Below are 12,840 nucleotides of genomic sequence, written 5' to 3'. Positions count from 1 at the left end.
AGGAAATCTATAAAGAGATAGACCGTGTATCCGGAGAGGCAGCAAAGTATGCCATTGCCAATGAGTACGACAAGCTTATGAGCAGTATGGGAGCAGAAGGAACCAATGCTTTTACTTCTTTTGAGCAAACGGTATATGTAGAAAACATTCCAAGCAATGTTATGGATAAGTTTCTGGCAGTACAGAGCGAGCGTTTCAGAAATCCGATTCTTCGTTTATTTCATACGGAATTGGAAGCTGTGTATGAGGAGAAAAACAGAGGTCTTGACAATGATGGACGTAAGGCTTTTGAAACCATGTTTGCGGCTATGTTTCCTAATAATAATTATGGAAAACAAACTACTATCGGTACTATCGAACACTTGAAAAACCCATCACTAAAAGCAATCAGAGAATATTTTACAACCTATTATGTTCCAAATAATATGGGGGTAATTATGTCAGGTGATTTTGACCCTACAGAAACGGTTAAAAAGATCGATGCTGCATTCAGCTATATGAAGTCTAAAGCCATTCCTGAGTATAAATTCGATCCTGAGAAACCAATTACAAAACCAATTGTAAAAGAAGTATACGGACCAAGTGCCGAAAGCATTATGCTTGGATTCCGTTTTCCCGGAGCAGGTACAAAAGATGCACAGATGCTTACGCTGTTAGGAAATATTCTTACTAACGGTTCGGCAGGTATGATTGATTTAAATCTGGTAAAATCTCAAAAGCTATTAGGAGCATATGCATTTCCGTATGTATTAAAAGATTACTCTATGTTGATTTTACAAGGAAACCCTACTCAGGGACAATCTTTGGATGAAGTTAAAAAATTGATTTTAGGACAAATTGATAAATTGAAAAAAGGAGATTTCCGGATGATTTGATTGTTTCCATTATCAATAATAATAAAAAAGATGAAATCGCAACCAACGAGAGCTACAGTTCAAGAGCAAATGTGCTGATGGAATCTTTTACTTCCGAACTTGACTGGGCGAATGAATTAAGCTATAACGATCGCCTTACCCAAATTTCCAAGAAAGATATTGTTGATTTTGCGAACAAATATTTGAACAACGATAATTACGTAGCTGTTTACAAGCGCAAAGGAGAAGATAAAGATGTTGTTAAAGTTGAGAAACCACCTATTACAGCTGTTTCTGTAAACCGTGAAGATCAGTCAGATTTTCTTAAAAAGGTTAATGAAATGCCTGAAAACGAAATCAAACCGGTTTGGGTAGATTATAGTAAAGATCTTCAGAAGACGGTTTCTAATGATACCGAAATCCTTGCTGTAAAGAATAAGGAAAATGAGTTGTTCAGTATGTATTACCAGTACAATACCGGTAAATGGAACAATAAATTACTTCCTTTAGCAGTCGACTATCTTGAGTATATTGGAACCAAACAAAAATCGAGTGAAGATTTCAGTAAAGAATTCTATAAATTGGCTTCTTCATTCAATGTATCTTCTTCCAATGAAGAAACTTATATTTCTATTTCCGGACTTAATGAAAACTTTGCAGCAACAGTAAGTTTAATACAGGATTTGCTTAAAAATGCAGTTGCTGATGAAGAGGCGTTGGCTTCTTATAAAGAGGGAATCAAGCAATCACGTGCAAATGCGAAGGAAAATAAAAATGTGATTATGAGTGGATTAAGAGCATACGCAAAATACGGAGCAAAAAATCCGTTTAATGATGTTCTTACTGATGCTGAGCTGGACGCTGTTAAAGCAAGTGATTTGGTAAAAATAATCCATGATCTGACTTTGACAAAACACCGCGTATTGTATTACGGACCAAAATCTGTAGATCAATTGGCAAAGGAATTAACCCCTCTTAAAGCTAAAAATGCTAAGTATGTTGCAATTCCAAAGGCAAAAGTATTTAAAGAAGAGCCTACCGTGAAGAATAAAGTTTTATTTGCTGACTTTGATATGAAACAGGCAGAAGTTTTCTGGTTTAGAAACTCAGATAAATACAATGTTAAAAATGCACCGGTAGCTTCTTTATTCAACAGCTATTTTGGAGGAGGTATGGGAAGTATTGTATTCCAGACCATTCGCGAATCTAAGGCGTTGGCATATTCAACGTATGCGTATTTTGGACAGGCATCTAAAAAAGAAGATTTGAATTCTGTAGGTGCTTATGTAGGTACACAGGCAGATAAATTTAATGATGCCGTAGAAGGTATGAATGAGCTTTTAAATGATTTACCAGAATCTAATAAAGCATTACAGACAGCCAAAGAAAGCTTGCTGAAATCTCTTGCAAGTGAGCGCATCACGAATGCATCAATATTGATGAGCTATTTGTCTGCTGAAAAATTAGGAAATAAAACAGACATCAGAAAAGAAGTATATGACAAAGTGCCTACTTTAAACTATCCTGACTTGAAAGTATTCCATGATAAGGAAATGAAAAACAAACCTTATGTTTATTGTGTTCTGGCAAAAACAGATGCCATAAAACCGGAAGACCTGAAAAAAATAGGAGAGGTAAAAACCCTGACGCTTAAAGAAATCTTCGGATATTAATAAAATAGTTTTTTATGAAGCCCGGAACCCTATATTAGGTTTCCGGGCTTTTTTGTTACAAAGTATTTTTTTAATCTCCATGTACTCCATTATAGGGTGAAAGAAATGGTAAATAATGGTATTGTCAAAAAGTAAAATTTATCATAAATCAGATTTCTGTTCATCAGAGATTAGTATCTTTAACCTCGTCATAATGTTTAAATTCAGAATAGGATGAAAAATATAATAATGGTTTTTATACTTTCGTTATACGGATATATCGGTTTTGCACAGGATGCTGCTTTTAAAAAAGACATTGTTAGGTTTAATGAAATTACGGGCTTTACAGCTAAAATAGAAGCTGTAAAAACGGGTGTTCTTGAAAGTTTATCTGATGAGGGAAAAAAGCGTTTCTCTGAAGAATTTGATACTGCTTTTACAACGTTTAAAGAAAAATCAGCGGCATTATTTGCACAATACTATACCCATGATGATTTTAAATCTACCATTAAACATTTTGAAGAAACAAACGAGATCAGCCTTCCGGAAATTGTCAAAGGAGAAGAATTTTCGAAAGCCTATCAGAAATTAAATGAAGAGTTTAGCGTGGCTGTTCAGAAAGCCTATCTCAAAGAACAGTAAAAGATAAAAAGCAGCTCTTATGAGCTGCTTTTTATCTTTTGTTCGAATTGTTTCTTTGATTCGTATCACTCGATCTGTTTCCAGAGTTGTTACTACTGTCAGATTTGTTTACCGATCTTGAAGAACTTTCACGTGTTCCGTTATTTCGGTCTCTATTGTTATTGTTCTGTGCAGGATTCTCTCTGCCTCCGGGTTTGTTGCTGTTTTTTTGATTAAAACTTCCGCAGCTGTACAGCAAAGCAGCTGTAAATAATAGCATACATATTTTCTTCATGACAAATAGAATTTTACGAATAATATTCAAATATCAAGCCAGAATTATTTAATCTCCGTAAGAAATGTATTCTTAGGATGTCTTACTTTTTTCATATTCACAAGCCAGTCTCCTTCTGCGTCTCTTTTTCCTAACGTAAGAATTGTTGTAGACTTTAGGCCTTTTTCCTCTAATCCTAATAATTTGTCTAAGTCTGCATTAACGAAGCCTTCCATAGGAGTCGCATCTACCTTTAGCATTGCAGCAGCAGTAATCGCTATACCAAATCCGATATATGCCTGTTTTGCAGCATGTGCAGCTTGCTGTTCTTCACTCATGGCATATAGTTGAGCTTTTAGCCCTGCTTTATATTCATCAGTAGTTTCCAGAGGAAGTCCTCTTTCTGTATTCATATGATCAAAAATGGCATCAATTCGTTCATCTGTATATTTATCCCATGCTGCAAACACAAGTACATGAGAACCATCTGTAATCTGAGACTGACCGTATGCAATAGGTTGTATTTTTTCTCTCAATTCTTTGTTACTGATTGAAAAAACCTGAAAGGGCTGTAAGCCAGATGAAGTAGGTGCCAGATAAGCAGCTTCTATGATTTCATTTACTAATTCTTGCGGAACAACATAAGAATCATCCATTTTCTTTGTTGCGTATCTCCAGTTTAGTGCTTCTAATAATTGCATAATCAAATTTTTTTCAAAAATACAACAATTCTAAAAGCGGTGTCTTAATCTACGTTAATAAATCAAAAGGTATACGTTTGCTTTGGTGTGATACAGTAATCTAAAGGAATATCTGTCTCAAAAACATCATTTATATGAGAAACTGCTTCAAATAAGGAAAGACCTATTTTAATGACTTCTTTGGGACATTCCGATAAAAACTGATCGTAAAATCCTTTTCCATAACCGATTCGGTTTCCTTTTTCATCAAATGCCAGTAACGGGATAAAAACAACTTCAATGGCATCAGGTAAAACCGAAATACCACCAACCGGTTCCGGAATGTTCCATGCATTTTTTTTGATTACGGTATTGTCCGTAAGTAAGAAGTGATGCATACTGCGGGTTTCAAAATCTGTAGAAGAAATTATAATATTTTTATCTTTCCCCTGTAAGATATGCATTAGATATTCTGTGTTGATTTCCTTGTTTTCTGTAATGGGTAGAAAAATGTGGTAATTTGTTTTGTCCCAAACGGGTAGTCTGAGACTATTATTGGCGATGAGTAAGCTTTCTTCTTCAATTGTTTCTTGAGGCAATTGCAGACGCAGTTCTCTGTATTTTTTTCGTAAATCGGCTTTATTCATTTTTACTGATTAATTGTGTTGAAATGTGGTAGATAGCATCTCCCTGAAAAACAATTGGTCCCTGATTTTCATTGATGATATAGCCGGAATTCGGAGCAATAACTTTTTCTTCAACAGCACCGTATGGATCTGTGATTTTTCCTAAAATTTGTCCTTCTATGACATAATCCCCATACCTTACATCGCTGCGAAACAATCCGGAATACTGTGCTCTGATCCACGAAGAGCTTTCTATAAAAATCGTATTGTGATTCGATAACGGAACTTCAAACTTTTTGTTCAGCATGTTTAGGCTGGAGAGAAAACGCATCGATCCTTCAATACCTTCTTGTACGACTTCAGCATTGATATCCAGTGATTTTCCTCCTTCAAAAAGAATGTATTGAATGCCCAGTTCATCACAGGCATTTCTAAAAGAACCTTCAATATTCTTCGAATACAATACAAACGGTGGGTCAAATGCTTTGGCCATTTTTTCAAGTGCTTCATTTTCAAATTCGATGCGAATCTGCGGAGCATTGAAACGCGCTTTTCCACCGGCATGAAAGTCAATGACATAATCTACCAATGGTAATATGTCTTTGATCAGGCGATATGCAAACCGACTGGCGAGAGAACCGTTAGCACTACCCGGAAATACCCGGTTCAGATCCCGACCGTCAGGAAATTCCCGCGATTGGTTTACAAAACCAAAAACATTGATCAGCGGAATGCAGATAATAGTACCTATATTGGGTTCATTGATTTTCTTAGTAATCAGCTGTCTTACAATTTCTACTCCGATCAGTTCGTCTCCATGCAGTCCAGCGCTGAATAATACCGTTGGTCCAGGATGAATAGAACGCGAAACGATAACAGGGATTTTTAATTCCGTCATCGTGTGTAAAGTTGCGATTTGTAATTCGATGATTTTGGTTTCACCCGGAATTACTGTTTTATTGAGTAAAGTAAAATCTTTAAATTCAAACATCTTTTTTAATTGAGTTTTTAAATTTATAAAATATTCATCAAAACAAAGAAACGGATATCTTTTATTGCTATATAAAAACTAACTTTGTTGTATTAAAGAACAAAAAATGACGCAATTTTCGCAGATAGAGTTACAAATAAAGACCTTGCCTGACCAACCCGGTGTTTATCAGTTTTTTGATAAAGACGGCAAAATCCTGTATGTTGGAAAAGCAAAAAATCTTCGGAAAAGAGTCAATTCATATTTTAATAAGGTACATGATTATGGGAAAACCAATGTGCTGGTTCGTAAAATTGTTGCGATAAAGCACATTGTAGTGCCAAACGAAAGCGAGGCGCTTCTATTAGAGAATAACCTTATAAAAAGATTGCAGCCGAGGTACAATGTTTTGCTCAAAGATGACAAAACCTATCCCTGGATTTGTGTTAAAAACGAGCCTTTTCCCAGAGTATTTTTAACGCGGCGTATGATTAAGGACGGATCAGATTATTTCGGTCCTTATACGAGTGTAAAAACAGCACATATTCTATTAGACCTAATAAAGGAACTATATCCGTTGCGAACATGTACGTATGATCTTAGCCTTGAAAATATACGAAAAGGAAAATATAAGGTATGTCTGGAATATCATATTGGCAATTGTGAAGGACCGTGTGAAGAATTGGAACTCCTTCCTTCTTATGAAAATAAGATCAAGGCAATAAAAAATATTTTAAGGGGGAACTTTAAAGAAAATGTTAAAGAGTTTAAAGCATTAATGACACATTTTGCTCAGGATATGAAATTTGAGGAAGCTCAGAAAGTTAAAGAGAAGATAGATATTCTTGAAAACTATCAGTCCAAATCAACTGTTGTCAATCCGCGCATTACGAATATAGATGTCTTTTCTATTGTTTCTGATGAAAGCATGGCGTATGTCAATTTTCTTCAGATTGCTCACGGAGCGATCATTCGCTCTCATACACTTGAATTAAAGAAAAAGTTAGATGAAGCAGATGTCGATCTGTTGCAATTGGCAATAGTGGAACTTCGGGAAAGATTTAATTTATTATCTAAGGAAATTATTGTACCTTTTGAGGTAGATTTAGGAACGGAATTTACAATTACAGTTCCTAAGTTGGGCGATAAAAAGCAATTGCTTGATTTATCAGAAAGAAACGCAAAATATTACCGACTGGATCAGCTGAAACAGATTAAAATTGTAGATCCGGACAGACATACGAACCGGATTATGGCACAAATGAAAAAGGATTTGCGTTTGTCAGTTGAACCCAGACATATTGAATGTTTTGATAATTCCAATATTCAGGGAACAAACCCGGTAGCAGCCTGTGTTGTATTTAAAGACGGAAAGCCGAGTAAAAAGGATTATCGTCATTTTAATATAAAAACGGTAGAAGGTCCAAATGATTTTGCTTCTATGGAAGAAGTGGTGTACAGAAGATATAAAAGGCTGTTGGATGAAGAGCAGCCATTGCCACAATTGATTATTATTGATGGGGGTAAAGGACAGTTATCTTCTGCGTTAAAAAGTTTAGATGATTTAGGATTAAGGGGTAAAATTGCCATAATAGGTATTGCCAAACGTCTGGAAGAATTGTTTTATCCGGGTGATTCCGTTCCGTTATATCTTGATAAAAAATCAGAAACATTAAAAATAATCCAACACCTGCGAAATGAGGCTCATAGATTTGGTATTACCTTTCACAGAGATAAGCGCAGTAAAAATGCCATCCAGTCTACCATTACTCAGATTCCCGGAATAGGTGATAAAACAATGGAAAAATTACTGGCTGAGTTCAAATCTGTAAAAAGATTACAGCTGGCTCCGCAAACAGAAATAGAAAAAGTAATCGGTAAATCGAAAACATTAAAAGTAGTAGAATACTTTAAAAATAAATAAACATGAAAACACTTACCTTTCTTTTATGCGTGATAATGAGTTTTAGTGTAGCAAAAGCACAGGAAAATCAGCGAAAAAAAGTAGGGGTAGTGTTAAGTGGCGGAGGTGCGAAAGGGCTGGCGCACATTGGAGTTTTAAAAGTACTTGAAGAAAACGGCGTAAAAGTAGATTATATAGCGGGTACAAGTATGGGGGCCATCATTGGAGGCTTATACGCCTCAGGATATACCGCCAGTGAACTTGATTCAATCTTTAAAAATGTAGATACTGAAGCCTTATTGCAGGATTATATTCCGAGAATATCGAAATCATTTTATGAAAAAAGAAATGATGAAATATATGCGCTTCAGCTTCCTTTTGATGATTTTAAAATAGGAATGCCTGCTGCGTTATCAAAAGGAATGTATAATTATAATTTACTTTCAGGGCTGTTACTGCATGTAAGGCATGAAAGAGATTTCAATAAACTGGCTATTCCGTTTTTATGTATTGCTACAGATATAGAATCCGGTAAGCAGGTTATTCTGGATAAGGGTATACTACCTCAAAGTATATTGGCAAGTGGTGCATTTCCTTCCTTGTACTCCCCGGTAGAAATAGACGGTAAATTGCTTATTGATGGTGGGGTGGCCAATAACTATCCGATAGATGAACTGCGCAAAATGGGAGCAGAGATTGTTATTGGAGTTGATGTTCAGGATGGGCTAAAAAACAGAGAAGATATCAGAGGAGCATCAGATATTTTATTGCAGATCTCGAACTTTTCAATGGTTCAGGATATGAGTCGTAAAATTCGGGAAACAGATATATACATAAAACCCGATATCAAAGGATATTCTGTGATTTCCTTTAGAGAAGGAAGTGATATTATAAAAAAAGGAATCGAAGCAGCAGCTCCGTTTACTGAGGAGTTCAAAAAAATGGGAAGTCCGGAATACATCAACAACCCTCCGAGTTTCAGAGAAAAATACAAAGGGGATCTGTGTATATCAAGGGTAGAAATTAATGAAATGGAAAACTTTACTTCGAGTTATGTATATGGAAAGCTAAAGTTTACACCAAATACGACCTTAACATTTGATAACTTCTCTACAGGAATTAATAATATGAATGGTACCCAGAACTTTAGCAGTATTGTATACAGTTTTGCTGAAGAAGACGGCGGAGATGTCTTGAAATTAAACCTGAAAGAAGCAAAAACCCAGCGCTATCTTAAATTTGGGTTACACTTTGATAACCTCTATAAAAGTGCTGCTTTAGTCAATGTTACTCAAAAAAAGCTCTTGTTTAAAAATGATGTTATTTCGCTTGATTTGGGAGTTGGTGATCAGTTTCGTTATAATTTAAATTATTATGTAGATAATGGTTATCGATGGAGCGTTGGTTTTCAGTCTAAGCTCAACAAGATTTCGCGTAATATCAATCGTCCGATCACAAGCAACTTTATAGAACTGCCTACTTTGCCTAACAGTCTGAGTTTAGATCTTGTAGATGTTACTAACCGTCTTTATTTTCAAACATTTTACAGAGATCAGTTTCTTGTCGCGGTAGGATTGGAGCATAAATTCAATCAGGTCGATATTAAAAATCTGATTTTTGATATGCCGTGGATAGATAAAAGCCATTATTTATCTGCTTACGGAAATATTGTATTTGACACGTATGATAACAAATATTTTCCGCGTAAAGGTGTAATATTTAATGCAGAATATAAAAACTACTTTCATTCATCAGATTATACAGGAAATTTTAAGAATTTCTCACAGATCAATGCAGAATTAGGAACTGTGAGAACTTTTTTTGATAAAGTTAGTGTTGAAGCAAAAGCAGAAATTGGTGCTACTATCGGTAGTGAATCTTCCAGTTTTCTACAGTACTTTTTTGGAGGATATGGTTTTCAGTCCGTTTATAATGTTAAACAATTTTATGGATATGATTTTTTGAGTGTATTTGATGATTCCTATGTAAAAGTGCTTTTTAGAGTGGACTATGAGGTTTTTAATAAACATCATCTCAACATAGCGGCTAATTATGCACAGATAGGCAACAATATTTTTCAATACTCTGACTGGATTTCAAAACCAAAATTCAATGGTTATGCCATCGGTTACGGATATCAGGCAATTATCGGACCTATAGAAATTAAGCATAGCTGGTCTCCCGATACCAGAAACCATTACACATGGTTTAGTGTTGGTTTTTGGTTTTAATTCCCAAAAACTTCTAAAATTAACAGGTATCTATTGTTAGTCGAAAAAAAAATAGATATTTTTGTTAGATATGAAAAATTGGAACGGACTTTTATCACATCTTAAATATCTCATCAAGAGAAATCCTGAATGAGAAGCACCTGCTTATTAGGTATTTTATAAACAAACTAAAAGAATAGCGTTATGCCAATGTATCATAAATTGGGAAATATCCCTCCGAAAAGACATACTATATTTCGTAAACCAAACGGAGATCTCTATTACGAACAATTGTTCGGAACTATAGGATTTGATGGAATGTCTACTAACATGTATCATGAACATCGTCCTACACAGGTAAAGGAAATCAAGGGTTCTTATAGTGTAGCTCCTAAAATTGCAAAAGCAAATAACATTCAGTCATACCGTTTTCGCGGATTTCAGGTAGATCCGGTTGCTGATTATCTTGAAAGCAGAAAAGCGGTACTGACCAATAGTGATTGTACTATTGTTTTGGCTGCTCCAAGCGGTAAGACACAGGAATATTTTTATAAAAATACCGACGCTGACGAATTGATCTTCATCCACAGAGGTACAGGAGTCGTTCGTACAATGTTAGGAAATCTTGATTTCAAATACGGTGATTATATTCTCATACCAAGAGGTATTATCTATAAGATAGACTTTGATTCGGAAGATAATCGTTTGTTTATTGTGGAATCGAGAAGACCTATTTATACCCCTAAACGTTACAGAAACTGGTTCGGACAATTGTTAGAGCATTCTCCGTTTTGTGAGAGAGACATCCGCCGTCCGGAAAAACTGGAAACGTATGATGAAAAAGGTGAGTTTTTAATAAAAGTTAAAAAACAGGATGAAATCTTTGATATGGTATATGCAACACATCCTTTTGATGTGATTGGTTATGATGGTTATAACTATCCGTATGCTTTTTCAATTCATGATTTCGAACCGATTACAGGAAGAATCCATCAACCGCCACCAGTACATCAAACTTTTGAAACAGATGCCTTTGTTGTCTGTTCATTTGTTCCGCGACTATATGATTATCATCCGGAATCTATCCCGGCTCCCTACAATCACAGTAATATTGACTCAGATGAGGTACTTTACTATGTAGACGGTGATTTTATGAGTAGAAATGATATAGGACCAGGACATATATCACTGCATCCGGCTGGTATTCCGCACGGACCACACCCGGGAGCTGTAGAGAGAAGTATTGGGGCTAAAGACACACAAGAATTAGCTGTAATGGTGGACACCTTTAAGCCTTTAATGGTTACAGAAGAAGCAATGAAAATTGCTGATGAGAAGTATTATCAGTCATGGCTGGATTAAGCTGCTCATCATAGTACAACAAAACAACAAAATTTAAAAAAATTAAAATGGACAATAATTTAAAATCAGTAGAATTCGGATTAGAGAAAATATTTGAAGGAGCTCAGGATTTCTTGCCTTTATTGGGTACAGATTATGTTGAGTTTTATGTAGGAAATGCAAAACAGGCAGCGCACTTTTACAAAACTGCATTCGGTTTTCAGTCATTGGCGTATGCAGGATTGGAAACCGGTATCAGAGACAGAGCGTCTTATGTATTGAAACAGGACAAAATCCGAATTGTATTGACTACAGCCTTAAATAGTGAATCTCCTATTGGTGAGCATGTGAAAAAACATGGAGATGGAGTAAAAGTAGCAGCGCTTTGGGTTGAAGATGCACGCTCTGCCTATGAAGAGACGATTAAAAGAGGAGCAAAGTCTTTTATGGAGCCAACTGTTGAAAAAGACGAGTTTGGTGAAGTTGTCCGTGCCGGAATTTACACTTATGGTGAAACAGTACATATGTTTGTAGAACGCAAAAATTACAACGGTGTATTTTTACCGGGATATAAGGTATGGGAATCGGACTATAAACCAGAACCTGTTGGCTTGAAGTATATTGACCACATGGTAGGTAATGTTGGTTGGAATCAGATGAATAACTGGGTAAAATGGTACGAAGAAGTAATGGGATTCGTAAATTTCCTTTCGTTTGATGATAAACAGATCAATACAGAATATTCGGCTTTGATGTCTAAAGTAATGTCTAATGGAAACGGTCGTATTAAATTCCCTATCAATGAGCCTGCAGAAGGTAAAAAACGTTCTCAGATTGAAGAATATTTAGACTTCTATGAAGGCGAAGGAATTCAGCATATTGCTGTAGCTACAGATGATATTCTTTCAACAGTGTCACAAATGAAAGCAAGAGGAGTAGAGTTTTTAAGTACGCCACCACAAGCTTACTATGATGCTATTCCTGAGCGTTTAAAAGATCATATGTCAAAGTTTAAAGAGGATATTAACGAACTTCAAAAACTTGGAATTATGATTGATGCAGATGAAGAAGGTTATCTGTTGCAGATTTTTACCAAGCCGGTTGAAGATCGTCCAACCGTATTTTTCGAGATTATTCAACGTATGGGAGCAAGAGGTTTTGGAGCTGGTAACTTTAAAGCGCTTTTTGAATCGATTGAAAGAGAACAAGAGAAAAGAGGTACATTGTAAATAGTCCGTTAAACTTCCATGGACCAGAAGACAAGGGAATTTCGGGGGTATACCACACTTCATACATTCTGCCCCTGAAAACCGTTTTGGCTTTTTCGCAATTATAATTGCCAATCCTTTTTTTCTCCTCTAAAAGCTCCCATTTCATTTCAGGCAAAGACTCCTCAACAGCAAACTTGTTTTTCAATACCATATCTTCAAAAAGATATTCGGTTAATGTCTTTTCGTTTCGGTTTACCACTATTTCATTAAAACTTTCATCAAAATTATCATCATCAATCACTAAAATTGAATCATCACTTGCCATTAGGTCTTCTGCACTATATGCACTCTCTTTAAATTCTGTTTTGCAAAACGAATAATCATCTGATATATATAGTGTTGCCTTGTCTTCATTTATAAAACCTGGAGTATAAATGGAAATCTCCTTATACTCAATTTTCCATATTTTTTCAGTTGCTTTTTTATCAGAAAGGAAAC

Annotated in this window: 12 protein-coding genes; 7 read left to right on the top strand and 5 right to left on the bottom strand. The window is 35.6% G+C overall.

Annotated features, from left to right (window positions below; genetic code table 11):
- The 3 genes from QW060_RS18415 to QW060_RS18405 form a co-directional block, all read left to right on the top strand.
- A partial coding sequence (locus QW060_RS18415) for a M16 family metallopeptidase (protein ID WP_290364908.1) occupies positions 1-875 on the top strand: 875 nt, incomplete at its 5' end.
- Positions 872-2,527: a M16 family metallopeptidase gene (locus QW060_RS18410; protein WP_290364907.1), complete on the top strand. Its 1,656-nt coding sequence runs from the start codon at positions 872-874 to the stop codon at positions 2,525-2,527. The genes QW060_RS18415 and QW060_RS18410, both read left to right, overlap by 4 nt.
- Before the next feature lie 213 nt (positions 2,528-2,740).
- Positions 2,741-3,148 (top strand): hypothetical protein, encoded by a 408-nt coding sequence (locus QW060_RS18405; protein WP_290361719.1) that lies wholly within the window; start codon positions 2,741-2,743, stop codon positions 3,146-3,148.
- 31 nt (positions 3,149-3,179) lie between these two features.
- Here the strand turns inward: QW060_RS18405 and QW060_RS18400 are convergent, their stop codons facing one another.
- The 4 genes from QW060_RS18400 to QW060_RS18385 all read right to left on the bottom strand — a co-directional run bounded on the left by QW060_RS18400 (position 3,180) and on the right by QW060_RS18385 (position 5,698).
- Positions 3,180-3,422 carry a hypothetical protein gene (locus tag QW060_RS18400; RefSeq protein ID WP_290361720.1) on the bottom strand — a complete coding sequence of 81 codons (243 nt, stop codon included), beginning with the start codon at positions 3,420-3,422 and terminating at the stop codon, positions 3,180-3,182.
- 44 nt (positions 3,423-3,466) lie between these two features.
- On the bottom strand, positions 3,467-4,102 hold the full coding sequence (locus tag QW060_RS18395) for a nitroreductase family protein (RefSeq protein ID WP_290361721.1): 636 nt from the start codon (positions 4,100-4,102) through the stop codon (positions 3,467-3,469).
- A gap of 62 nt (positions 4,103-4,164) precedes the next feature.
- Positions 4,165-4,728: a 5-formyltetrahydrofolate cyclo-ligase gene (locus QW060_RS18390; RefSeq protein ID WP_290361722.1), complete on the bottom strand. Its 564-nt coding sequence runs from the start codon at positions 4,726-4,728 to the stop codon at positions 4,165-4,167.
- Complete coding sequence (locus QW060_RS18385; protein ID WP_290361723.1) at positions 4,721-5,698, bottom strand: succinylglutamate desuccinylase/aspartoacylase family protein; 978 nt, start codon at positions 5,696-5,698, stop codon at positions 4,721-4,723. Before QW060_RS18385 ends, QW060_RS18390 begins: the two co-directional genes overlap by 8 nt.
- A 106-nt stretch (positions 5,699-5,804) precedes the next feature.
- Between QW060_RS18385 and uvrC the strand changes: the two genes are divergently transcribed.
- The 4 genes from uvrC to hppD all read left to right on the top strand — a co-directional run bounded on the left by uvrC (position 5,805) and on the right by hppD (position 12,360).
- Positions 5,805-7,601, top strand: a complete 1,797-nt coding sequence (uvrC, locus tag QW060_RS18380) for an excinuclease ABC subunit UvrC (protein ID WP_290361724.1) — start codon at positions 5,805-5,807, stop codon at positions 7,599-7,601.
- 2 nt (positions 7,602-7,603) lie between these two features.
- Positions 7,604-9,811, top strand: coding sequence for a patatin-like phospholipase family protein (locus QW060_RS18375; protein ID WP_290361725.1), 2,208 nt, complete (start codon positions 7,604-7,606; stop codon positions 9,809-9,811).
- 183 nt (positions 9,812-9,994) lie between these two features.
- Positions 9,995-11,152 (top strand): homogentisate 1,2-dioxygenase, encoded by a 1,158-nt coding sequence (locus QW060_RS18370; RefSeq protein WP_290361726.1) that lies wholly within the window; start codon positions 9,995-9,997, stop codon positions 11,150-11,152.
- Positions 11,153-11,199: 47 nt separating this feature from the next.
- Entirely contained in the window at positions 11,200-12,360 is a 1,161-nt protein-coding gene (gene hppD / locus QW060_RS18365) for a 4-hydroxyphenylpyruvate dioxygenase (RefSeq protein ID WP_290361727.1), read from the top strand.
- Here the strand turns inward: hppD and QW060_RS18360 are convergent.
- A partial coding sequence (locus QW060_RS18360) for a GLPGLI family protein (RefSeq protein WP_290364906.1) occupies positions 12,305-12,840 on the bottom strand: 536 nt, incomplete at its 5' end. The genes hppD and QW060_RS18360 overlap by 56 nt on opposite strands.

This window comes from Paenimyroides ceti, from assembly GCF_030409925.1.
The sequence above is the reverse complement of the archived record's forward strand: the minus strand, read 5'-3'. Positions and strand labels throughout refer to the sequence as shown.

Bases quoted from the DNA above. Each gene is read 5' to 3' on its own strand.
- QW060_RS18395 (WP_290361721.1), bottom strand. From the start codon at position 4,102: ATGCAATTATTAGAAGCACTAAACTGGAGATACGCAACAAAGAAAATG.
- uvrC (WP_290361724.1), top strand. From the start codon at position 5,805: ATGACGCAATTTTCGCAGATAGAGTTACAAATAAAGACCTTGCCTGAC.
- QW060_RS18375 (WP_290361725.1), top strand. From the start codon at position 7,604: ATGAAAACACTTACCTTTCTTTTATGCGTGATAATGAGTTTTAGTGTA.
- hppD (WP_290361727.1), top strand. From the start codon at position 11,200: ATGGACAATAATTTAAAATCAGTAGAATTCGGATTAGAGAAAATATTT.
- QW060_RS18405 (WP_290361719.1), top strand. From the start codon at position 2,741: ATGAAAAATATAATAATGGTTTTTATACTTTCGTTATACGGATATATC.
- QW060_RS18385 (WP_290361723.1), bottom strand. From the start codon at position 5,698: ATGTTTGAATTTAAAGATTTTACTTTACTCAATAAAACAGTAATTCCG.
- QW060_RS18370 (WP_290361726.1), top strand. From the start codon at position 9,995: ATGCCAATGTATCATAAATTGGGAAATATCCCTCCGAAAAGACATACT.
- QW060_RS18390 (WP_290361722.1), bottom strand. From the start codon at position 4,728: ATGAATAAAGCCGATTTACGAAAAAAATACAGAGAACTGCGTCTGCAA.
- QW060_RS18400 (WP_290361720.1), bottom strand. From the start codon at position 3,422: ATGAAGAAAATATGTATGCTATTATTTACAGCTGCTTTGCTGTACAGC.